The sequence below is a fragment of the Nonomuraea sp. NPDC001831 genome, assembly GCF_042892035.1.
Taxonomy (GTDB): Bacteria; Actinomycetota; Actinomycetes; order Streptosporangiales; family Streptosporangiaceae; genus Nonomuraea.
The window spans coordinates 71852-93763 of sequence record NZ_JBIATU010000022.1; the positions used below are offsets into that span (position 1 = coordinate 71852).

22 protein-coding genes are annotated in these 21912 nt (G+C 73.6%); 11 read left to right on the forward strand and 11 right to left on the reverse strand.

What is annotated here, in order from left to right; all coding sequences use genetic code 11:
- Positions 1-84: 84 nt before the first annotated feature.
- Both cynS and ACFYYW_RS43950 read right to left on the reverse strand, forming a co-directional pair.
- The gene (gene cynS, locus ACFYYW_RS43945) at positions 85-555 is read right to left on the reverse strand and encodes a cyanase (protein WP_352327933.1); all 471 of its coding nucleotides are present in this window, start codon (positions 553-555) and stop codon (positions 85-87) included.
- 51 nt (positions 556-606) lie between these two features.
- A complete protein-coding gene (locus tag ACFYYW_RS43950; RefSeq protein ID WP_387659196.1) occupies positions 607-1194 on the reverse strand; it encodes a carbonic anhydrase in 588 nt (195 codons plus the stop codon).
- A 123-nt stretch (positions 1195-1317) separates the two neighbouring features.
- On the opposite strand from ACFYYW_RS43950, the gene cynR reads away from it, so the two are divergent.
- The gene (cynR, locus tag ACFYYW_RS43955; RefSeq protein WP_387659199.1) at positions 1318-2226 is read left to right on the forward strand and encodes a transcriptional regulator CynR; all 909 of its coding nucleotides are present in this window, start codon (positions 1318-1320) and stop codon (positions 2224-2226) included.
- A 70-nt stretch (positions 2227-2296) separates the two neighbouring features.
- Here cynR and ACFYYW_RS43960 read toward each other — a convergent pair whose 3' ends face one another.
- Entirely contained in the window at positions 2297-2455 is a 159-nt protein-coding gene (locus ACFYYW_RS43960; RefSeq protein WP_352327936.1) for a hypothetical protein, read from the reverse strand.
- 148 nt (positions 2456-2603) lie between these two features.
- Here ACFYYW_RS43960 and ACFYYW_RS43965 point away from each other — a divergent pair, with 148 nt between their 5' ends.
- The 4 genes from ACFYYW_RS43965 (at position 2604) to ACFYYW_RS43980 (ending at position 7626) form a co-directional block, all read left to right on the forward strand.
- Positions 2604-5276 (forward strand): tetratricopeptide repeat protein, encoded by a 2673-nt coding sequence (locus ACFYYW_RS43965; RefSeq protein WP_387659203.1) that lies wholly within the window; start codon positions 2604-2606, stop codon positions 5274-5276.
- Positions 5277-5419: 143 nt separating this feature from the next.
- Positions 5420-5728 (forward strand): hypothetical protein, encoded by a 309-nt coding sequence (locus tag ACFYYW_RS43970; protein WP_352331471.1) that lies wholly within the window; start codon positions 5420-5422, stop codon positions 5726-5728.
- A gap of 237 nt (positions 5729-5965) precedes the next feature.
- Complete coding sequence (locus tag ACFYYW_RS43975; RefSeq protein WP_387659206.1) at positions 5966-6661, forward strand: hypothetical protein; 696 nt, start codon at positions 5966-5968, stop codon at positions 6659-6661.
- Positions 6658-7626, forward strand: coding sequence for a LysR family transcriptional regulator (locus tag ACFYYW_RS43980; protein ID WP_387659209.1), 969 nt, complete (start codon positions 6658-6660; stop codon positions 7624-7626). Before ACFYYW_RS43975 ends, ACFYYW_RS43980 begins: the two co-directional genes overlap by 4 nt.
- A 204-nt stretch (positions 7627-7830) precedes the next feature.
- Here the strand turns inward: ACFYYW_RS43980 and ACFYYW_RS43985 are convergent, their stop codons facing one another.
- From ACFYYW_RS43985 to ACFYYW_RS44000, 4 genes are all read right to left on the reverse strand, one after another.
- The gene (locus tag ACFYYW_RS43985; protein ID WP_387659212.1) at positions 7831-9048 is read right to left on the reverse strand and encodes an MFS transporter; all 1218 of its coding nucleotides are present in this window, start codon (positions 9046-9048) and stop codon (positions 7831-7833) included.
- Positions 9049-9230: 182 nt separating this feature from the next.
- A complete protein-coding gene (locus ACFYYW_RS43990) occupies positions 9231-10076 on the reverse strand; it encodes an alpha/beta fold hydrolase (protein ID WP_387659215.1) in 846 nt (281 codons plus the stop codon).
- Complete coding sequence (locus ACFYYW_RS43995; RefSeq protein ID WP_387659218.1) at positions 10076-11008, reverse strand: VOC family protein; 933 nt, start codon at positions 11006-11008, stop codon at positions 10076-10078. The genes ACFYYW_RS43990 and ACFYYW_RS43995 overlap by 1 nt, the downstream gene beginning before the upstream one ends.
- Positions 11009-11033: 25 nt before the next feature.
- On the reverse strand, positions 11034-12578 hold the full coding sequence (locus ACFYYW_RS44000) for a bifunctional 3-(3-hydroxy-phenyl)propionate/3-hydroxycinnamic acid hydroxylase (protein ID WP_387659221.1): 1545 nt from the start codon (positions 12576-12578) through the stop codon (positions 11034-11036).
- Positions 12579-12797: 219 nt separating this feature from the next.
- Between ACFYYW_RS44000 and ACFYYW_RS44005 the strand changes: the two genes are divergently transcribed.
- Positions 12798-13466 carry a TetR/AcrR family transcriptional regulator gene (locus ACFYYW_RS44005; protein ID WP_387659224.1) on the forward strand — a complete coding sequence of 223 codons (669 nt, stop codon included), beginning with the start codon at positions 12798-12800 and terminating at the stop codon, positions 13464-13466.
- Positions 13467-13505: 39 nt separating this feature from the next.
- Here ACFYYW_RS44005 and dmpG read toward each other — a convergent pair whose 3' ends face one another.
- The 3 genes from dmpG to ACFYYW_RS44020 are packed head-to-tail and all read right to left on the reverse strand — an operon-like array spanning position 13506 to position 16296.
- Positions 13506-14531, reverse strand: coding sequence for a 4-hydroxy-2-oxovalerate aldolase (gene dmpG, locus ACFYYW_RS44010; protein ID WP_352331091.1), 1026 nt, complete (start codon positions 14529-14531; stop codon positions 13506-13508).
- The gene (locus ACFYYW_RS44015) at positions 14528-15475 is read right to left on the reverse strand and encodes an acetaldehyde dehydrogenase (acetylating) (RefSeq protein WP_387659228.1); all 948 of its coding nucleotides are present in this window, start codon (positions 15473-15475) and stop codon (positions 14528-14530) included. Before ACFYYW_RS44015 ends, dmpG begins: the two co-directional genes overlap by 4 nt.
- On the reverse strand, positions 15472-16296 hold the full coding sequence (locus ACFYYW_RS44020) for a 2-keto-4-pentenoate hydratase (RefSeq protein WP_387659231.1): 825 nt from the start codon (positions 16294-16296) through the stop codon (positions 15472-15474). The genes ACFYYW_RS44015 and ACFYYW_RS44020 overlap by 4 nt, the downstream gene beginning before the upstream one ends.
- Positions 16297-16364: 68 nt before the next feature.
- On the opposite strand from ACFYYW_RS44020, the gene ACFYYW_RS44025 reads away from it, so the two are divergent.
- Entirely contained in the window at positions 16365-17126 is a 762-nt protein-coding gene (locus tag ACFYYW_RS44025; protein WP_358301814.1) for an IclR family transcriptional regulator, read from the forward strand.
- 34 nt (positions 17127-17160) lie between these two features.
- Here ACFYYW_RS44025 and ACFYYW_RS44030 read toward each other — a convergent pair whose 3' ends face one another.
- Positions 17161-17925 (reverse strand): IclR family transcriptional regulator, encoded by a 765-nt coding sequence (locus tag ACFYYW_RS44030; protein ID WP_387659235.1) that lies wholly within the window; start codon positions 17923-17925, stop codon positions 17161-17163.
- A gap of 79 nt (positions 17926-18004) precedes the next feature.
- Between ACFYYW_RS44030 and ACFYYW_RS44035 the strand changes: the two genes are divergently transcribed.
- Genes ACFYYW_RS44035 through ACFYYW_RS44050 form a run of 4 tightly spaced genes read left to right on the forward strand, consistent with a single transcriptional unit; the run spans position 18005 to position 21909 of the window.
- Positions 18005-19159 carry a cupin domain-containing protein gene (locus ACFYYW_RS44035; RefSeq protein ID WP_387659238.1) on the forward strand — a complete coding sequence of 385 codons (1155 nt, stop codon included), beginning with the start codon at positions 18005-18007 and terminating at the stop codon, positions 19157-19159.
- Positions 19156-19989, forward strand: a complete 834-nt coding sequence (locus tag ACFYYW_RS44040) for a fumarylacetoacetate hydrolase family protein (protein ID WP_387659241.1) — start codon at positions 19156-19158, stop codon at positions 19987-19989. Before ACFYYW_RS44035 ends, ACFYYW_RS44040 begins: the two co-directional genes overlap by 4 nt.
- Positions 19989-20636: a maleylpyruvate isomerase family mycothiol-dependent enzyme gene (locus ACFYYW_RS44045; protein WP_387659244.1), complete on the forward strand. Its 648-nt coding sequence runs from the start codon at positions 19989-19991 to the stop codon at positions 20634-20636. Before ACFYYW_RS44040 ends, ACFYYW_RS44045 begins: the two co-directional genes overlap by 1 nt.
- A gap of 16 nt (positions 20637-20652) precedes the next feature.
- The gene (locus ACFYYW_RS44050; RefSeq protein ID WP_387659247.1) at positions 20653-21909 is read left to right on the forward strand and encodes an FAD-dependent monooxygenase; all 1257 of its coding nucleotides are present in this window, start codon (positions 20653-20655) and stop codon (positions 21907-21909) included.
- Positions 21910-21912: the final 3 nt, after the last annotated feature.

The window sequence follows — 21912 nt, forward strand, 5'->3', positions numbered from 1 at the left end:
GGGCCGCCGTCGGGGCGGCCCCGCGGGGACGGGAGACGGGCCCGGGACCGGGCCCGTGCAAAGGGATCGGTCGGGACGGCTCGGTCAGAAGGGCTTGGTCGGCAGGTACTTGCCGTCCAGGGTGATGACGGCACGCTCGCCGCCCTCGGGGTCGGCCACCTTCTTCACGTCGAGCCGGAAGTTGATCGCGGAGATGATGCCGTCGCCGAACTGCTCGTGGATCAGGGCCTTGAGGGTCGTGCCGTAGACCTGGAGCATCTCGTAGAAGCGGTACATGGTCGGGTCGGTCGGGATGCGGTCCGGCATCGAGCCGCGGATCGGGATGGTCTGCAGCAGCGAAGCCGCGTCCTCGCCCAGGTCCAGCAGCTCGGCCACGGCCCGGGCGGAGCTCTCCGGCAGCGGGTGCTGGCCGAGGACGGCGGCGGTGGTGAAGGCCACCGACAGGCCGGCGGCGTCGGCGATCTGCTGCCAGGACAGGTCCTTGCGGGTCTTGGCCTCGACGGCGGCGGCGGCCAGGGCCTGGCGGGCGGTGGGGTCGAACTGTGCGTGCACCATGTGTCGGTACGTCCTTGTCTTCAGGTTGGATGCGGGCTTCCAGCAGCCGGGTCAGGCCGTGCGCGCGGCGCCTACGGCGGTCAGGTCCTCGACGCGGCCGGTCGGGATGTCGTAGACCCAGCCGTGCAGGGCGACCTTCCCCGCCGCCAGCGCGCGGGCGACCGAGGGGTGGGTGGCCAGGTTCGCCAGCTGGGCGAGCACGTTCTGCCGCACCAGGGCCGACACGTCACCGTGGGCGGCGGTGCGGGCCCGGGAGGCGTCCGCGTGCCGCAGCCAGGCGGCCACGGTCGGGGCGCCGCTGAGGTCGTGCCCCTCGGCGAGCGCGGTCATCGCGCCGCACGCCGAGTGGCCGCAGACGACGACGTCCCGCACGCCCAGGGCGGCGACCGCGTACTCGATGCTCGCGGCCACCCCGTCGGCTTCGGGACGGTAGGCGGGCACCAGGTTGCCGGCGGTGCGGATGACGAACAGGTCACCCGGCTCGGTGCCGGTGATCAGCTCGGGGACGACGCGGGCGTCGGAGCAGCCGATGAACAGCGTGTGCGGTGTGTGCTGGGTGGCCAGACGGGCGAAGAGCTCCGCCTTGGCCGGGAAGACGTCCCGCTGGAAGCGGGCGACGCCCTCGGCGAGGTCCTGCATGGTCACTCCCTTCGGCGATGGCCGGCCCTTGCGGGCTGCTGTCATCCAGCATGCCTGACCTGGTCCTATAGTGTCCAAGAGGCGTTCCGCCTGGAACCCATTGGTCTCATCTATAGTTTGTCCATGGCCGCTCTCGAACTGCGTCACCTGCGCTACCTGCTCGCCGTCGCCGAACACGGCAACTTCACCCGCGCCGCCGAGGAGTTGCACATCTCGCAGCCCACGCTCTCCCAGCAGATCAGGCAGCTGGAGCGGACCGTGGGCGTGCAACTGCTGGACCGCACCGGCCGCGCGGTACGGCTCACCGACGCCGGAGCCGTCTACACCGACCACGCCCGGCGCGCGCTTCGCGACCTGGCCGCCGCCGAGCGCGCCGTGCACGACGTCCAGGATCTCTCCCGCGGTCACCTGCGGCTGGGCGTCACCCCGACCTTCACCGCCTACCTGGTCGGCCCGCTCACCGCCGAGCTGCACGTGCGCCACCCGGCCGTCGACCTCACTCTGACGGAGATGACCCAGGACCGCATGGAAGCGGCCCTGCTCGCCGACGACCTCGACCTCGGCATCGCCTTCGCCGGCCCGCACCTGCCCGGCGTCACCCCCACCGCGCTGTTCACCGAGACCCTCAGCCTCGTCATCGGCACCCCGCACGCCCGGACGCCGGCCGCTCCCCTACCGGTGCGCGCGCTCAAGGGCGAGCGGCTCGCCCTGCTCAGCGGCGACTTCGCCACCCGAGGCCACATCGACGCCTACTTCGCCCGCCACCGGGCCGCTCCCCGCATCGCGGTCGAGGCCAACTCCATCCAGGCGCTCACTGAGATCGTGCGCCGCACCACGCTGGCCACCGTCCTGCCCGACGCCATCGCCCACGGGCACCCGCACCTCACGCCCGTCCCCCTCGACCCGCCGCTGCCCAGCCGCACCGTCACCCTGCTGCACCGCGAGGGCGCCTACCGCAGCGCCGCCGCCCGCGCCTTCACCGAGCTCACCGGTGACTTCGTCCGCTCCGCCGGCTACACCCCGCCCGCGTGAACCCCGGCGCGCAGCGCGCGGGCGTGTGTCGGCCACAAGCCCGACCCCGCACCGGGGCTGGACGCCCGGCTCAGCGATGAGTGATCCACCAGAACAGCAGGCCGACGAGGCCGCCGCCGGCGGCCTCCGCGGCCCCGCGGGCCAGGGCGACGGCGAGGGTGCGGCGGAGGCGGGCGGAACGGCGTCGCGACGCGGAGGGGGCGCGGCGGGGTGCTCGGTTGTCGGTCATGCCGGCCATGACACCGGGGCCGGCGGCGAGGGTGAAGATATGACGGACAGGTCCGGATTCGCGGGATTAAGCTGCTGGTGGCGGTGATCCGGAGCGGTCCGTCCCGGATCCGGAAGGGCGGTCCTCGCTGGGCGGAGAGGCGGACGTGGTGGCGGACTCACCGTTCCGGCCGCAGGGGTCGGGCTCACGGGTCCTGGCCGAGCTGGCGCGGCTGTGGGACCAGGCCCGCGTCCACAATCCCGGCCGGGTGACGCAGAAGGAGCTCGCCCGGGTCTCGGGGGTGCCGCACACGACGGTGAACGGATGGGCGACCGGGACCGCCGAGCCGCGGAATCTGGACCAGCTCGTCCAGGTCGGCGCGACTTTGGCCGCATGGGCGGACGAGCCCCTCCCGTCGGCGCGGGACTGGGATCGGCTGATGGCCGCCGACCGTGCCCGCCCGGCTCCCGCCCCGGCCGGGAACGGCCCAGTCGGGATCGCCCCGGCCGGGATCGGCCCGCCTCCGCCCTCGCCCGCGGAACGGGTTCGGGTGGGCGTGATCCCGCAGCCCGCCGACTGCTTCCAGGACCGGCAGGTGGCCGAGCTTGTGGAGGCGGCGGCCGGCGAGCGCGGGACGCCCGCCCAGGTGCTGGCGGGGACGGGCGGGGTGGGCAAGACCCAGCTGGCCGCCGCCCACGCCCGTCGCGCCTGGCGGCAGGGGGTGCAGGTGCTGGTGTGGGTGGAGGCCGCCACCCGCGACGGCATCGTGTCCGCCTACGCCCGCGCCGCGGCGCGCCTGGGCCTGTCACCGGCCGGCCTGGACGATCCCGACCAGGCGGCGCGGGAGTTCCTGGTCTGGGCCGAGACCACCGGCCGGTCCTGGCTGGTGGTGTTGGACGACGTGCGGCGTCCCAAGGATCTGGCCGGCCTGTGGCCGCCGTCGGCGGTTTCGGCGGCGGGCGGACGGGTGCTGGTCACCACCCGGCTGCGGGAGGCGGCCCTGGCCGGGGCGGACCGGCGTACGGTCGGCGTCGGCACCTTCACCGCGGCCGAGGCCCGCTCCTACCTGAGGGCCAAGCTCGGCGACGACGTCCCGGTCGCCGACCTGGACGACCTGGCCGCCGACCTGGGGTTCCTGCCGCTGGCACTGGCCCAGGCGGCGGCCTACGTCGCCAACGCCGCCATCGGCTGCGCCGAGTACCGGCGACGGCTGGCCACGAGGTTGCTGGACCACGCCGTGCCCGGCGAGGACCATCTGCCCGACGGTCATCGCCGGATCGTCACGGCCACCTGGGAGCTGTCGATCGACGAGGCGGGCCGGGCCGCGCCCGCCGGGCTCGCCCGCCCGTTGCTGTGCCTGACCAGCGTCCTGGACGCGGCCGGCATCCCGCAGGCGGTGCTGACCAGCCCGCCCGCCCTGGCGTACCTGACCGGCCACCTGTCCGCCCACGCGGCCCGCGGCGGTGGCAGCGTGAACGAGGGGATCGTGGACGAGGTACTGCGGGTGCTGCACCGGCACAGCCTGCTCGACCACGACCGCACCGCAGCCCACCGCGAGATCCGCGTCCACCGGCTCGTGCAGCGCGCCACCCGCGAGAACCTCATCGCCCGGCGCGAGCTCGGCCCTCGCCTGTTCGCCGAAGTCGCCGGCGCCGCCGCCGACGCCCTGCTACGCGTCTGGCCGCCGGTCGAACGCGACCGGCTCGGCGAGATCCTGCGCGCCAACACCGCCGCCTTGCACCAGGCCGCCGGAACCGTCCTGTGCAATCCCGGCGCCGGCGCCCATCCTGTGCTGTTCCAGGCCGCCGCCAGCCTCGGTCACGCCGGACGGGTCAGCGCCGCCGTCGCCGCCTCCGCCGGCCTGCACGCCACCTGCCTGCGCGACCTCGGCCCCGACCACCCCGACACCCTGGCCATCCGCGGCAACGTGGCGGGATGGCGGGGGCGGGCAGGGGACGCGGCCGGCGCGGCCGCCGCCTTCGCCGAACTCCTGACCGACATGGAACGCGTCCTGGGCCGCGACCACCCCGCCACCCTGGCCACCCGCGCCAACCTGGCGGGCTCGCGGGGCCAGGCGGGGGACGTGGCGGGCGCGGCCGCCGCCTTCGCCGAACTCCTGACCGACATGGAGCGGGTGCTGGGCCCCGACCACCCCGACACTCTCGCCGCCCGCCACAACGTGGCGTCCGCGCGGCGCGAGGCGGGGGACGTGGCGGGCGCGGCCGCCGCGTTCGAGGAGTTGCTGGCCGATCGCTCACGGCTGCTGGGCCCCGACCACCCCGACACTCTGGCCACCCGCAGCCACGTGGCCTTCTTTCGGGGCGACGCGGGGGACGTGGCGGGCGCGGCCGCCGCCTTCGCCGAACTCCTGACCGACATGGAGCGGGTGCTGGGCCCCGACCACCCGGAAACCCTCGCCACCCGCGCCAACCTGGCCGGATGGCGTGGCCAAGCAGGGGACGCGGCCGGCGCGGCCGCCGCCTTCGCCGAACTCCTGACCGACATGGAACGCGTCCTGGGCCCCGACCACCCCGCCACCCTGGGGGCCCGCGCTCACCTGGCGTCGTTCAGGGGCCAGGCGGGGGACGTGGCGGATGCGTACGCCGCGTTGGAGGAGTTGCTGGCCGATCGCCTGAAGGTGCTGGGCCCCGATCACCCCAGCACCCTCACCACCCGCAGAAACCTGGCGAGATGGCGAGGCGAGGCGGGAGACGCCGCTGGTGCGGCCGGCGCCTACGAACGGTTGCTGACCGATCTCCTGCGGGTGCTGGGCCCCGGCCATCCCTACACCGTGGCCGCCCGCGAGGAGCTGGCGCACTGGCGAAAGACCGGCCGGCGGTAGGAACGCACGGGTCCCGCCACGTGGCCAGACCCTTTTCCGGCTCGATTCCTGTGCCCGCGGGGCCAAGCATTCCTGGCCTCGACACTTTTCGTGTCGAATCGAATACTGAGCGTGACAAACTCCTCGGACGGAAGGATCCCCCCATGCCCACCGCCCGCATCGCCGCCGGTCAGACCACCCCCGGACAGGGCTGGCAGGCTTACGGCTCCAACGGCATCTACATCGACGTCGACACCAGCTCCGCGCACTTCACCGGACGTCCCGTCTACGTCACCTCCGTTAGCAGCACGGGCGGCAACCAGTGGAACCTGGTCGGCCCGAGCGCGGTCTACGACGCCACCGCCACCAAGTTCCGCGTCTACGTGCAGTGGCGTGACGCGTCGGCGCTGTCCCCGGGCACCGCCCAGCAGTTCGGCTGGTACATCCAGTGGATCGGTTACGACAACCCCTGACCCGCGGCTCGCACGGCCGGCCGGCGCCCGGACGGGCCCGGCCGGCCTCGCCATGAGGGCCAGGGGACTCGCCGACGAGGACTTCGCCGTGCTTGATCGATGGTTTCGAGCTCTGTGAGCCATCGAGGAGATCGTCGAAGCTGTCGTCCCGTCGCGTGGTGAGCATGAGTGATCGCTCATGGCGGGGGCGTGGTTCGGCATTGGCGCTCGTGGCTGGGCCGTCGCATAGTGAGGGCCATGCACAGATCCCTGCGCGTCGCGGTCATCGGCGACCGCGACCCGGCGTTTCCGCCGCACCTGGCCACCGACGACGCGTTGCGCCACGCCGCCGCGCACCTCGGCATCACGGTGGACGTGCGCTGGCTCGCCACCGAACCGCTGGAGTCCGACCTGGCCGAGGTCCAGGCCGCCGACGTGTTGTGGTGTGCGCCCGGCAGCCCGTACCGCAGCCTGAGCGGCGCGCTGGCCGCGCTCCGGCACGGCCGCGAGCACGGCGTCCCCACGTTGGGGACGTGCGGCGGCTGCCAGCACATGGTCATCGAGTACGCACGCCACGTGCTCGGCTACGAGGACGCCCAGCACGCCGAATACGACCCGTACGCCTCGACCTTGTTCGTGTCGGAGCTGACCTGCTCGCTGGCGGGCAGGACCATGCCCGTGACTCTGGCTGCCGGTTCCCGGGTGGCCGCGCTGTACGGGCGGACCGAGGTCGAGGAGGAGTACTACTGCAACTTCGGCCTCGCCCCCGGCCGGCAAGCAGTCCTGCACGACGGCGGCTTCCTGGTCACCGGCGTGGACGGCGACGGGGAGGCCCGGGTGCTGGAGATCCCCGGGCATCCGTACTACGTGGCGACGCTGTTCGTGCCGCAGGCCCGCTCGCGTCCCGAGGAGCCGCACCCCTTGGTGGCCGGGCTGCTGCGTGCGGCGCTGTGACGTTCACCCAGCTCAGGATCCTGCAGGCGGTCGCGCGGGCCGGCAACATGACCAGGGCCGCGGAGGAGCTGGCCACCACCCAGTCCGCCGTCAGTCACGCGTTGCGCGCGCTGGAGAGCGAGCTCGGGGTGGCGCTGCTGGTACGAGGCAGCCAGGGAGTGCGCCTGACCGCGGCCGGGCGGGCCGTGTGCCGCCGCGCGACGCTCATCCTCACCCAGGCGGAGGCGCTGGAACAGGAGGTGGCCGCGATCCGCGGGCAGGAGCGCGGCAGCCTGCGCGTCGGCGTCATCCCCAGCGCCAACGCCCGGCTGCTGCCGCCCCTTCTGCGCCGGTTCGCCGAAGCGCATCCGCGGGTGCGGCTCGCGGTCATGGAGGGCTCGGACGACGAGGTCCTGGAGTGGCTCGCGACCGGTGCAGCCGACATCGCCACCGTGTCGGCCGCGGTCAGCGAGGTCCCGCGTCCCGCCGGGGCGGTGGCGCTGTCGGTCGACGACGTCCCGCTTCCCGTCGGATCGGTGGCGCGGCCGGTCGGCGTGGTCTCGCTTCCCGCCGGGGCGGTGGCGCGGCCGCTGGCCGTCGACCGGATGTTGGCCGTTCTGCCCAGCGGGCATGAGCTGAGCGTCCGGCATTCGTTGCCGGTGGCCGAGCTGGCGCGGCACCCGTTCATCATGTCCACGGGCGGGTGCGAGCCGCTGATCACGGCGATCGCGCGGGCGGCGGGGGTGAGCCTGAAGTGTCACTACCGGGTGCGTGACACCAGCAGCATCCTCGCCATGGTCGCCGAAGGGCTCGGGCTGAGCGTCGTCCCCGAGCTGTCGCTGCCCGCCCACCTCGCCGGCGTGCACGCGATCCCGCTGGAGCCCGCCGCCGAGCGGACCGTCCTGCTCGCCCTGCCCGCGGACCCGCTCCCCGCAGCCGTCGCCTTCGCCGAACTGGCCACCGCCCACCACGCGGCCTCCCCGTGACTCCACGGCGGCCGGTCAACGCCACCGGCGGTCGGCGCGCCGTGCGTACGGCCTGACGGCGTGCGGAACGGGGACGGGATCGGCCGGGCCCCGGCGCGCGCCTCGCGGGGGCGCGCGCCTCGGCGGAGGACGTCGCAAGGCCCTGCGACATCGGACCGCCAGGGCCGTCTGTCCGCCCCGAGCACCGGCTCGCTCGGGGACGACTCAAGCTTCGGGTGGCGCCACGGCGTCGGGAGGCAGGCGGCGGGCCAAGTGGAGCAGCGCGAGTCCGGCCGGTCCCACGAGGGCTGCCAGCGTCAGCCACAGCAGCGGCGGGGCCGTGTCGAGCAGGGCCGAGAAGGCGGCGGGTGCGAGGACCGCCGCGAGCGCCCAGGTCTGCTGGTAGATCGCCAGGTAGCGGCCCCGCAGGGCCGGTGGCGCGGTCGCGGCCGCCAGGGCCCAGCTGGGCACGGTGTGCATGAGCTCGCCGAAGGTGAGGACGAGCGTGGCGGCGAGCAGCCCGCCGACGCGCGGGAGTCCGGCGGGGAGCAGCGCGGTCGCGGCGTAGGCGGCGCACGCCGCCATCATGATCAGGCCGCTCAGGGCCATGGCGTGCGTACGGCGGGCGTGCCGCTGCCACCTCCGGACCGGGAGCTGGCCCGCCGCCACGAGGACCGTGTTGACCGCGTAGAGGACGCCCAACAGGGCCGGTGGCACGCCGAGCACCGTGACCGCGTACACCGGCAGGGCGACGGGCAGGACGAGGTGGATCAGGGTGTATGCCTGCTCGGCCGCCACCAGGGCGAGGAACGGCCGGTCGGCCAACACCTGCCGGTAACCGCCCGGATTGCGGGGCGGCGGTGCGGGCGCGCGCCGTCCGGAGAGCATCAGGCAGGCGGCCGCGAGGGCGAAGCTCGCCGCGTTCATCAGGGCGACGACCGCGAACCCGGTGGTGCCGGCGAGGGAGACCACCCCCGCCGACAGCAGGCCGCCCAGGCCGAAGGCGACGTTCCTCGCCGTGGCGAGCAGGGTGTACAGCCGGTCCCTGAGCGCGCCCTCGGCCAGCGCGGAGACGTAGCCGCCGGAGGCGGGGTAGTAGGCGCGGTCGCCTGCCGCGACCAGGGCGGCGACGATCAGCAGGGCCACGACCCCGTCCACGAGGGGGTAGGCGGCGAAGGCCGCCGCACGCAGCACGTACGTGGCCATGAGCACGCGGCGCGCGTCGAACCTGTCGATGAGGGTCCCGGCCAGCGGGTTGGCCGCCAGCCCCACGACCGCCGCCGCGGTGACCCCGAGCCCGACGGTCGTCATGGGCAGGCCGGTCACCTCGTGGATGAACAGCAGGGTCAGGGGCACGTACAGCCCGTTGCCGAGCGCGTCGACGAACATGCCGACCAGGAACGGGCGTACGCCGACGACACTCGTGAGGGTGGGGGAAGCCACGTGACCAGTGTTGTCAGGCGCTCATGGGGACGGCATCGGCCGGTGGTCCCGTGAAGGCGGCGCCCGGTCCGTCCATGGTCCTAGGTCTCTGGTTCCCGGGCGAGGCCGGACGCGACAGAGCTCGCCGTCGCCGGGCGAGCGGCGGTCCTGGGCGCGGGCGGGCAGGCGCCCGCGCCCGGGGGTCAGTTGTTCGCGATGAAGTCGGTGACCAGCCGGTTGAACTCGTCGGCGTGCTCGATCATCGCCCAGTGCCCGCAGCGGTTGAGCAGCACCAGCCGGCTGTCCGGGATGTTGGCCAGCAGGTACAGGGAGGTCTCGAACGACACGACGCGGTCGTCGCGGCCGTGGATGAGCAGGGTCGGCACCTGGATCTTCGGCAGCAGCTCGGGCTTGACCCACTTGGGCAGCGGGGCGCCCTTCGGCAGGCCGTCCACGTAGTTGCGCAGGTGGTCGGGGCGGGCGAGGGCGGCGTCCGAACGGGCCTGGCACAGCTCGGGGGTGGCGAACCGCGCTTTGTCGTACACCATGATCTCGACGAGCCGGCGCATGTTCTCCGGGCTCGCGTCCCGGTACGCCTCGATCAGTACCTTCAGCCCCTCGGACGGGCCGTCGCCGGCGCCGAACAGCGTGGGGATCCGGCCGACTGGCGGCCCCATGGTGATCAGGTGCGAGATCCGGCCGGGGTGCTCGGTGGCCAGCCGCAGCGAGGTCTGCCCGCCCATCGAGTTGCCGACGAACGCGGCCCGTTCGATGCCGAGGGCGTCCAGGAACTGGATCGCCGCCTCCACGTGGTCGAGCCGGTCGACGGTCGCCGGGTCGGACTCGCCCCAGCCGGGCATGTCGACGGCGTGGACGTGGAAGTGCTCGGCCAGCGCCTCGATGTTGCCGGCGAAGTTGCTCCATCCGGTGGCGCCGGGCCCGCTGCCGTGCAGCAGCACGACCGGATGGCCGGAGCCCGCCTCGTAGTAGCGCAGCTTCCAGTCCTTGGTCCGGGCGGTGCGCGCGATGTCCTTGGCGTCGAGTGCCATCAGTGGTCCTCCCCGTTCGGCGCGGGCGCGGCGGCCAGCAGCCCGGCGACGACGCCCGGGGGGCGGTGGCCCCAGCTGTGCAGCTTGTCGAGCGTCTTCACCTCCCACGTCGCGTCGTCGATGATCAGTCCGCCCCAGCCGTACTCGACGCTGAAGCCGGAGGGGGTGTGGACGTAGAAGCTGAACATGTGGTCGTTCGGATGCATGCCGAGCGTCATCTCGAACGGCTGCCTGGCGTCCATGCACCGGTCGTAGGCCAGGCCGACGTCGCGGATGTCGGTCACCTCGACCATGAAGTGGTGGGTCTTCTTCGGCGAGGGCAGGTCGCCGAAGGCCACGGTGTGGTGGCGGCCGTTGCAGTGCAGGAAGATCAGGTCGGCGACGACGCCCGGGGCCAGCTCCTCGACGATGACGTCGCTGACCTTGAAGCCGAGCAGGTCGATGTAGAAGTGCAGGTACTCCTCCCGGGAGACGCCGTGGGCCAGCAGCACCTGGTGGCCCGCGCCGCCGGCGCCGGTCACGAACCCGCCGAGCAGCTTCGGCGACTCGAACGGCGTGGCGGCGCCGGCCAGGCCGGTGACCAGCTCGATCCGGTTCCCCATGGGGTCGGCGGTGACGTAGACGCGCTCGACCTTGCGGGCGGCGGCGAGGGCGTCGTCGCCCTGGGTGACCTCGACGCCGGCCGCGCGGACCTTGTCCACCAGGGCGTCCAGCGCCGCGGCGTCGGAGACCTCGTAGCCGGTGGCCACCAGGTCGTCGGCGGGGCCGCCGGTGACGATCCACCGGTGGGCCTTCTCGTCGGTGCGCAGGGTGAAGCCGCCGTCGGTCTTCTCGCCGAAGCGCATCCCCAGCAGCTCGACGGCGAAGTGCTCCCAGTCGGCGAGGTCGCTGACCTCGTAGACGACGTAACCGAGCTCCTTGACTCCGGACATCTCTGTTCTCCTCTCGGTAAGCGGTTCAGGCGGGCACGGCCAGGCCGCTGACGTCGGCCGCGGCGACGAACTTGTCGGGCCGGACGGCCACGGCCCGGGCGCCGTACCTGCGCAGCCAGGGCAGCAGGACCTCGTCGAGGTCGACCAGTTCCTCCGGGCCCTGCGTGTAGGCCGTCTTCGGCCGTACGGCCAGGTAGCGGGCGCCGAGCGCGTCCCAGCCGGCCCTCTCCTCCGCCGTCAGCAGGGCCGCCGGGTCGACGTCGTCGCCGAGCAGCACGAAGCCGTCGCCGAGCAGGTCGTCCAGGCGGGCCATCCGGCCCGTGGTGTCGCCGGCGACCGGTTGCGGGACCATCCGGCCGACGATGCTGGCGTCGCCCAGCGGCCCCCTGATCCAGCCGCCTTCGAGGACGGGCGGCGCGGTCAGCGGCGGCTCGTACGGGGTGACGGTGTCCTGCGGGACGGCGTTCATCGCGGCCTGCTCCTCCTCGGACAGTTCCTGCTTGATGACCCGTCCGAGCTGGACCGCGAGGCCGGTGTAGAAGGCGGTGTTCGGGCGCCGTTCGGCCTCGTAGGTGTCCAGCCAGCTCTCGGGCAGCTCGCCCTTGATCACGCGGGCGAGCTTCCAGCCCAGGTTGTGGGCGTCGCGCATGCCGGACTGCATCCCGGCGCCGGCCCACGGGGGCATCAGGTGGGCCGCGTCCCCGGCCAGGAACACCCGGCCCTGGCGCCAGGTGTCGCACATCCGGACGTGGTGCTTGTAGAAGGCGTGCCGGTGGATCTCGACGTCCTGCTCAGTGACGCCCAGCGCCTTCAGCAGCGGCCAGACCTCGGTGCTGGTCGGGTAGTCCGCGGGGGACTCCTCCGGCTTGAGCGGGATCTCCCACCGGTGGTTGCCGGCGGAGAGCGCGATGTCGACGACCGGCCGCTCCTTGTCCGACCAGAACGTCAGGAAGTCCCGGTCGGGCCACCAGCGCTTGACGCGGCAGTCGATGACCACCCAGGTGACGTCATTGGTGTCGCCCAGCAGGCGGCAGCCCACCTCGCCGCGGATCGTGCTGGCGCCGCCGTCGGCGGCGATCGCGTACCGGGCGCGGGTGGTGCGCGTCCGGCCGGTCGCGGTGTCCGTGGAGGTGACGGTGACGCCGTCGGCGTCCTGGGCGACGCCCGTGACGTCGGCGCCGTAGTGGACGGTGATGCGGTCGCCGTGGTCCTGCGCGGCCGCGCGCAGCTCGGCCTCCATGGTCGGCTGGTAGATGTTGTAGAAGCGCGCCTTGCGGCCCAGCGTCGAGGGCGGGTGCTCGATCCGCATGATCTCCCGGCCGCCGTAGGTGACCCAGCGCAGGGCCCGCTGGGGGTCGATCTTCTTCTCGATCCGCTCGTCGATGCCCAGGTCCTGGAAGATCCTCATCGTCCAGTCGTTGACGGTCACGGCCCGGGCCCGGGGGTAGATGTCCGTGTCCCGTTCCAGAGCGACGGCGGACACGCCGTACCTGGCGAGGGTGAGCGCGGCGATCACGCCGGTCGGGCCGTACCCGACGATCGCGACGTCCGCGTCGTAGCTGTCGGTCATGCGCTGACTCCGTTCTCGGCCGCCGGTGATCCGATGCGGCACTTTTGGACCAAACGTTCGGTCCAATTGTGAGGAGACTAACAACGACCTGCGGCGACGTGTCAAGACCTGTTCACGAACCGGTTACCCGGACTGCGCCCGCCCGGCGCCCGCCCGGCGCCCGCGCCGCGCCCGGACCGCCGGACGGGCCGCTGTTCCGGGGTCCCTAGAATTCGGCTGGTGGAGAAGTCGGCGCAGGAGGCGCACATCGGAAACAGCCGCGGCCGCCGGTCCCGGCAGGAGATCCTCGACGCGGCCGCCCGGGTGATGTCCGTGCGCGGCTACGCCGGGACGTCGATCTCGACGCTCGTGAAGGAGACGGGCCTGCCCAAGAGCGCCTTCTACCACCACTTCGAGTCCAAGGCGGGGCTGCTGTCGGCCGTCATGGCCCAGGGGGCGCGGGGCTTCTTCGAGGCCATGCGCGAGGCCCACCGCGACCCGCCGGCGGGCGGCACCCCCCGCGAACGCCTGGGCTGGTACCTGCGCCGCACCGGCGAGGTCTTCGTGCACCGCGAGGAGTTCCTCCGCCTGCTGCTGGTGCTGGTGATGAGCGACGAGGCCGCCGAGGCCCCGGAGGCGACGCGGACCGTCACCGACGTCCGCGGCGAGGGCCGCGACCTCATGCGGCACATGATCCGCTCGTCGTTCGCCGGCGAGGGCGAGGAGACCGCGGACGCGGTCGCGGACGCCCTCGCCCACTTCGGCATGGCCGGATTCGACGGCGCCTTCGTCTCGCTGCAGTCCGGGGACGGCAAGCCGATCGCGGAGTTCATGGAGCAGCTCGCCGACGCCCTGGTGGCGATCGGCGAGTCGCTGGTCGCCGGCCGCCGGGGCGCGCCCGGCGGCTGACGGTCAGACGGACTGCTGCTCGCGCCCGGCGGCTGACGGTCAGGCGGACTGCTGCTCGCGCCCGGCGGCGAGCGTGAGGGCGATGTCGACGATCATGTCCTCCTGGCCGCCGACCAGCCGGCGGCGGCCGCACTCCATGAGGATGCCGCGCACGTCGACGCCGTACCGCGCGGCGGCGGCCTCCGCGTGCCGCAGGAACGACGAGTAGACGCCGGCGTACCCGAGGGTCAGCGTCTCCCGGTCGACCCGCACCGGACGGTCCTGCAGCGGGCGGACGATGTCGTCCGCGGCGTCCTGGAGCTGGAACAGGTCGCACCGGTGCTCGAAGCCCGACAGGTCGGCGACCGCGACGAACGCCTCCAGCGGGCAGTTGCCGGCGCCCGCGCCGTGACCGGCCAGCGACGCGTCCACCCGGTAGACGCCGTTCTCGACCGCGACGACGGAGTTGGCGACCGACAGCGAGAGGTTCTCGTGGGCGTGGATGCCGATCTCGGTCCCGTCGTCGAGCACGTCGCGGTACGCGCGGACCCGCGCGGCCACGTCGTTCATGGTGAGCCGGCCGCCGGAGTCGGTGACGTAGACGCAGTGCGCGCCGTAGGACTCCATGAGCTTGGCCTGCCGGGCCAGCTCCTCGGGCGGGGCCATGTGGGAGAGCATCAGGAAGCCGGACACGTCCATGCCGATCTCGCGGGCCGCGGCGATGTGCTGGGCGGAGATGTCGGCCTCGGTGCAGTGCGTGGCGACCCGGACGGACCGCACGCCGAGGTCGTAGGCGCGCTTCAGCTCGTGGACGGTGCCGACGCCGGGCAGCAGCAGCGTGGTCAGGCGGGCGTTCTCCAGCACCGACGCCGCCGCCTCGATCCACGCCCAGTCCGTGTGCGAGCCGGGACCGTAGTTGAGCGACCCGCCGGCCAGACCGTCGCCGTGCGCGACCTCGATCGCGTCGACGCCGGCCCGGTCCAGCGCCGTGACGATGCGCTTGACGTCCTCCAGGCCGATGCGGTGGCGGACGGCGTGCATGCCGTCGCGCAGGGTGACGTCCTGGACGAAGATCGGGGTGGTCATCGAAGGCCCGCCTTCCGTGCGGCGATGCGTTCCGCGACCCGCAGGCCGGCGGAGGTCATGATGTCGAGGTTGCCGGCGTAGGCCGGGAGGTAGTGCGCGGCGCCCTCGACCTCGAGGAAGACCGACACCTGGTGGGTGGGCCGCGCCGCGCCGGCGGCCAGCAGCGTCTCCACCGGCTGGTCGGCGGGCACCTCGGTGATCTGCACCTGCTGCTTGAGCCGGTAGCCGGGGACGTAGGCGGCGACGTCGGCGACCATCTTCTCGACCGACCGGCGGATCTCGTCGTGGACGGCCGGGTCCGGCGCCGCGACGAGGCACAGGACGGTGTCCCGCATGATCAGCGGCGGGTCGGCGGGGTTGAGGATGATGATCGCCTTGCCGCGGCGCGCCCCGCCGATCTGCTCGATGGCGGCCGAGGTGGTCTCGGTGAACTCGTCGATGTTGGCCCGGGTGCCCGGCCCGGCCGACTTCGAGGCGATGGACGCGACGATCTCGGCGTACTCGACGGGCGCCACCCGGCTGACGGCGGCGACGATCGGGATCGTGGCCTGGCCGCCGCAGGTGACCATGTTCACGTCGGGCGCGTCGAGATGCTCGTCGAGGTTGACGGCGGGGACGACGTAGGGGCCGATCGCCGCCGGGGTCAGGTCGATCAGCCGCTTGCCGAGCGGGAGCAGCCTGGCGGCGTTCACCTCGTGCGCCTTGGCCGAGGTGGCGTCGAAGACGATCCCGATCTCGTCGAAGCCCGGCAGCCCGATCAGGCCGTCGACGCCCTCGGACGTCGTCGGGACGCCCATCCGGGCGGCGCGGGCCAGACCGTCGGACGCCGGGTCGATGCCCACCATGGCGCCCATCTCCAGGTGCCGCGAGCCGCGCAACACCTTGATCATCAGGTCGGTGCCGATGTTGCCCGAGCCGATGATCGCGACCTTCGTCCTGCTCATGCTGCTGCTCCTTCGGTGAAGCGGACCGTCACCGTGCCGAGGCCGGACAGGGTGGCGGTGACGGTGTCGCCGGCGGCGACCGGCCGCATCGGGCCGAGCGCGCCGGACAGGACGACCTGGCCAGCGCGCAGCGGCTCGCCGAGGTCGCGGGCCATGCGGGCCAGCCACACGACCGCCTCGATCGGGTCGCCCAGGCAGGCCGCGCCGGTGCCGGTGGAGACCTCCTGGCCGCCGATGCTCATCGACATCGCGACCTCCACCGGGTCGAACTCGCCGAGGGTGCGGCGTTCCGTCCCGAGGACGTAGGCGCCCGCGGAGGCGTTGTCGGCGACCGTGTCGCCGAAGGAGATGTCCCACCCGGCGATCCGGCTGCCGCAGATCTCCAGCGCGGCGACGGCGTACTCGAGCGCGGCGCGGACCTGGGGGGCGTCGAGCGGGCCCTCGTCCAGGTCGGCGCCGAGCACGAACGCGATCTCCGCCTCGGCCCGCGGCTGGAGGATCCGCGTGACCGGGATCGCGTCGCCGTCGGCGTAGGCCATGTCCTCGAACAGCACGCCCAGGTCGGGCTGGTCGACGCCGAGCTGGCGTTGCACCGCCTCCGACGTCAGGCCGATCTTGCGTCCGGTGACGCGCGCGCCGGCGGCCAGCCGGGAGGCGGTCAGCGCGGCCTGGACGGCGTACGCGGCGGCCAAGTCGTCGCGGCCGATCAGGTCCCGCACGGGGGCGCACGGCACGCCGGACGCGGCGGCGCCGGCCAGCCGCCCGGCCGCCGCGGCGATGTCGGACGGGCTCGCGGCGGCGGGCCCGTTGGTTTCGTTCATCCCCCCACTGTGCAGGCAGGATGCCGCCCCAACCAGCACATCGTCTCGTTCAGCGATACGCTGTTCGGGTGACCGATCGGGCCGACCTCGACACCGTGCTGGGCAAGGCGGTGACGATCCTGCGCGCCTTCCGGCCCGACGACCGGGTCGTCAGCCTCGCCGAGCTGGTGCGGCGTACCGGCCTGCACAAGGCGACCGTCCACCGGCTGTCGGGCGATCTGGTCGCCAACCGCCTGCTCGACCGCGCCGACGGCGGCTACCGGCTCAGCCGCGGCCTGTTCGAGCTCGGCATGCTCGCCTCGCTCGAACGCAGCCTGCTGGAGCTGGCCATGCCGTTTCTGCAGGACCTCTACGAACGCACCCACGAGACCGTGCACCTCGGCGTGCGCGAGGGGCACGACGTCGTCTACGTCGCCAAGATCGGCGGCCACCGGCAGGCCAGGGCGCCGTCGCGCACGGGCGGCCGGATGCCGCTCCACTGCACCGCGATCGGCAAGGCGCTGCTCGCCTACGCCGGGCCCGACCTGCGGCGCGAGGTGCTGACCGGGCCGCTGGAACGGCGTACGCCGCACACCGTCGTCGTGCCGAGCATCCTGCGCGGCCAGTTGCGGCGCGTCACGGAGACCGGGGTCGCGTTCGAGGCGGAGGAGTCGGCCGTCGGGCTGGTGTGCGTCGCCGCGCCGGTGCTGGGGCGCGGCGACGAGCCGCTCGCCGCGATCAGCGTGGCCGGCCCTACCGGCCGGTTCCGGCCCGAGGGGCACGTCGCCGCGGTGCGCGCGGCGGCGGCCGCGCTCGGCAGCACGCTCACCCGGCGCGACCTCCTCCGGTGACCTCCTCCGGTGAGGCGGACGGTGTACCGGTGGCTCAGAGGGCGCGGCTGATCGCGTCGGCCGCGGCCGTGAGCGCTGTGACGAGGGGTTTGATCTCCTTCGGGGAGTAGCGGACGCTGGGCATCGAGATCGACAGCGCCGCGCCGGTCGCGCCGTCGCGGCCCTTCACCGGGCATCCCACCGCGACCACGCCCCGCTCGGTGCGCTCCAGGTTGAGCGCGACCCCGCTGTGCCGCACGGACCGCAGGTCCCGGCGCAGCCGCGCCAGGTCGGGCAGTTCCTCGGCCGGGTCACCCCGGTCGTCGGGGGCGTAGAGCTGCGCCAGCTCCTCGTCCGACAGGGCCGCCAGCGCCACCAGGCCGCCGGTGGCCTGGTGGGCCGGGAAGACCATGCCTTCACGACTGCCCACCCGCAGGGCCTGCCCGCACTCGACCGAGGCGATGAAGCGCACGTTGCGTCCGGTGCGGATGCTGAGGTTCACCGTCTCGTCGATCCGGTCCACCAGGGCCCGCATCTCGCCGAGCGCCGCCGCCCGCAGCGCGCCGACGTCGGACTGCGCGCGCTCGGCCAGCGCGAGGACCGGGCCCACCCGGTAGCTGCGGTCGTCGTTCTGCACGGCGAAATCGCGGTACACCAGCGCGGTCAGCAGCCGGTGGGCCGTGGAGCGGGCCACGCCGAGCCGCTCGGCGGCGGCCGAGACGGTGATCACCCCGTCGAGCTGGAGGATCTGCGCGAGCCGCAGGGCATGGTCGACGCTGGTGGGCGCGTAGGCCGGCGGGGTCTTCATGGGCTTGGCCATGGAACCGATCCTGGCACAAGAATTCCGCTGTGCAGAATCCTCTTTTCCAGCCCGGCCGCCTGCGCGGATAGTCGGGGCCATGCCCCACGTGAACGCCGGCGGCTCGCCGGTCAAGCTCGCCGCTGTGGACCGGCCGGACCAGCCCTCGCTCAGCCCCGAGCTGGAGGACCTCTACCGAGGCTTCGAGAAGGCGCTGCTCGTCCCGTTGTGGACGGAGATCGGCGACCTGATGCCGCCGCACCCGCGCTCCAGCGCGCAGCCGCACCGGTGGGAGTGGGGCACGCTGCTCGACCTCGCCGGCCGCGCCGGTGAACTGGTCCCGGTCGGCCGCGGCGGTGAGCGCCGGGCGATCGCGCTGGCCAACCCCAGCCTGGGCGGCAAGCCGTACGCGACGCCGACCCTGTGGGCCGCGATCCAGTACCTGATGCCGGGCGAGAACGCCCCCGAGCACCGGCACAGCCAGAACGCCTTCCGCTTCGTCGTCGAGGGCGAGGGCGTGTGGACCGTGGTCGAGCGCGACCCGGTGCCGATGCGCCGCGGCGACTTCCTCCCCCAGCCCGGCCTGCACTGGCACGCCCACCACAACGCGGCCGACACGCCCATGGCCTGGATCGACGGGCTCGACATCCCCTTCCAGTACGGCGTCGAGGCGCAGTTCTTCGACTTCGGCCGGGACACCCTCACCGCGGAGGAGCACGCCACCCCCGACCGTTCGCGCGCCGAACGGCTCTGGGGGCACCCCGGCCTGGCCCCGGTCTCCCAGCTCCGCCGGCACGAGGGCACGCCGCTGCTCTGCTACCGCTGGACCGACACCGACGCCGCGCTGACCGACCAGCTCGCGCTGGAGCGGGAGGGGCACGCGGGCCCGATCGAGCCCGGCCACGCCCTGGTCCGCTACATCGACCCGACGACCGCCGGCGACGTGCTGCCGACGATCCGGGCGCAGTTCCACCGGATCACGACGGGCGTGGAGACCGCGCCGTACCGGGAGACCGGCTCGTCGGTCTACCAGGTCTTCGACGGGTCCGGCCAGGTCACCGTCGGGGACCGGTCCTGGCGGGTGAGCCGCGGCGACCTGTTCGTCGTGCCGTCCTGGCAGCCGCTGTCGATCCGCTCGGAGGCGTCGGCCTCCGACTCCGACTCCGGCGCGCTCGACCTGTTCCAGTTCAGCGACGCCCCGATCTTCACCAGGCTCGGCCTGTACCGCAGCCACACCGAGGAGAACAGCCGATGAAGCTCGCCACCGTCCGCCTGGACGACCACCGCACCGCCGCCGTCCGCGTCGAGGGGGACGAGCTCGTCGAGCTGGGCCGGGCCGACGTCGGCGCGGTGCTGGCCGCGCCCGGCGGCCTGGAGGGCGCCGCGGCGGCCGACGGCCCGCGCCACCCGCTCGCCGGCGCCGACCTGGCCCCGGTCGTGCCGCGGCCGAGCAAGGTCGTCTGCGTGGGGCTGAACTACCAGAACCACATCAAGGAGATGGGCCGTGACCTGCCCGAGTACCCGACGCTCTTCGCCAAGTTCGCCGACACGCTGATCGGCGCCGCGGACGACATCCGGCGTCCGGCGGAGACCGAGCAGTTCGACTGGGAGGCCGAGCTCGCCGTGGTCATCGGCCGGCCGGTGCGGCGGGCGGACGAGGAGCAGGCGGTCGCCGCGATCGCGGGGTTCACCGTGCTCAACGACGTCACCTGCCGGGACTGGCAGTTCCGGACCCGGGAGTGGCTGCAGGGCAAGAACTGGGACTCCACCACCCCGATCGGCCCGTTCCTGGTCACCGCCGACGAGACCGGCCCGCGACCGGCGCTCGACGTCCGATGCGAGGTGGACGGCCGGGTGATGCAGTCGGACAACACCGGCGACCTGCTCTTCGACCCGGTCCACCTGGTCCGCTACGTCTCCACGATGGTCCGCCTCAACCCGGGCGACGTCATCGCCACCGGCACGCCGGGCGGCGTCGGCCACGCCCGCAAGCCGCCGGTCTTCCTGCGCGGCGGCGAGCTCGTCGTGACCGAGATCGAGGGGCTGGGCCGGCTGGAGAACCGCGTCGTCGGCGAGGGCGCGTGATGGCGCGCGACCTCGCCACCACGCTCGCGTGGGCCGAGACGGGCACCGGCCTGTGCGCGTCGGCGATCGCCGGTCTGTCCGAGCGCGAGTACGGCGCCGCCTCGGCCCTGCCCGGCTGGACGCGCAAGCACGTCGTGGCGCACCTGGCGGCGAACGCCGAGGCGATCGGCAACCTGGTCCGCTGGGCGCGCACCGGCGAGCCGAGCCCGATGTACGCCTCGCCGCAGGAACGCGCCGCCGGGATCGAGCGGGGTTCCCTGCTGGACGCCGTCGAGCTGACCGGGTGGTTCACCGAGTCGGCCGCGACCCTGGCCGCCGCCATGGCGGCCCTGCCCGAGGAGGCGTGGCGGGCCGAGGTGGTGACCGCGCAGGGACGGACCGTGCCGGCGAGCGAGATCCCCTGGATGCGCAGCCGGGAGGTCATGGTGCACGCGGTGGACCTGGCCGCCGGGCTCACCTTCGCCGACCTTCCCGACGGCTTCCTGCGGGAGCTGCGGGAGGACATCCGCGCCAAGCGCGGGCCCGGCGCGGTGCCCGACGTCGAGGGGTCGCTGCCCGACGTGACCGCCTACCTGGCCGGACGCCCGGCGGGCGGAGTGACCGTCGCCGGCGGCGGACGCCCACCGACCCTGCCCCCGTGGCTGTGACGAGAAGGAAGATCCTATGGGCACCCTCCCCTCCACCCGTGCCGACGTGATCGTCGTCGGGGGCGGCATCGGCGGTCTGTCCGCCGCCCTCGCCCTGGTCCGCCAGGGCCTGCGGGTCCGGGTGTACGAGCAGGCCTCGGCGTTCGGCGAGGTCGGCGCCGGCCTGCAGCTCGCCCCGAACTGCACCCGCATCCTGGACCGTTACGGCCTGCTGGCCGAGGCGTCCGCGCTCGGCGTGCTGCCCGAGAGCATGGTCATGAAGGACGCCCTGGACGCCGCCGAGCTGACCCGGCTCGACCTGCGCGACGTCGAACGCCGCTACGGCTACCCCTATCTGGTGATCCACCGCAGCGACCTGCACGGCATCCTGCTGCGCGCCTGCGAGCGGGCGGGCGTCGAACTGCTCACCGACGCCCGATGCACCTGGTACGAGAACGTCGACGGCGGCGCCCGGGTGCGCTTCGCCGACGGCGTCGTGGACGAGGCGGACGTGGTGATCGCCGCCGACGGCCTGCACTCGATCGCCCGCGAACTGCTGGTCCAGGACGAGCCGGTGAACTCCGGATACGTCGCCTACCGCTGCGCGGTGCCGTTCGAGCAGGTCGCCGGCAACGACGTGCACGACAAGGACGTCGTCGTGTACGTCGGGCCGCGTTGCCACTTCGTGCAGTACCCGCTGCGGGGCGCGGAGACGTTCAACCAGGTCGCCGTGTTCGAGTCGCCGAAGGCCCTGGCCGGCGAGGACGACTGGGGCACCCCCGACGAGCTGGACGCGGCGTTCGCGGGAACCTGCGACCAGGTCCAGCAGGGCCTGCCGCTGATGTGGCGCGACCGGTGGTGGCGGATGTTCGACCGCGACCCGATCATGACCTGGGTCACCGGGCGCATCGCGCTGCTCGGCGACGCCGCGCACCCGCCGCTGCAGTACATGGCGCAGGGCGCGATCATGGCGATCGAGGACGGCTGGGTGCTCGGCGAGCACGTCGCCGCCCAGCGCGCCGAGGGCGGACAGGTCTTGGACTGGGACCGGGCGCTGGCCGCCTACGAGGCGGTCCGGCCCGAGCACTGCCGCCGGGTGGTCGGCACGGCGCGGGCATGGGGCGCGTTGTGGCACCTGGAGGGCGTCCGGAGACTGCAGCGCAACGCCCTGCTGCGGGAGCGCGACGTCCACGACTACTCGTTCGTGGACTGGATCTTCGGCCCGACGGCGCTGACCCCCGAGGACGAGCCGGAGATGTTCCGCCCGATCCCCCTGGACTCCGCGCCGCTGTGAGGC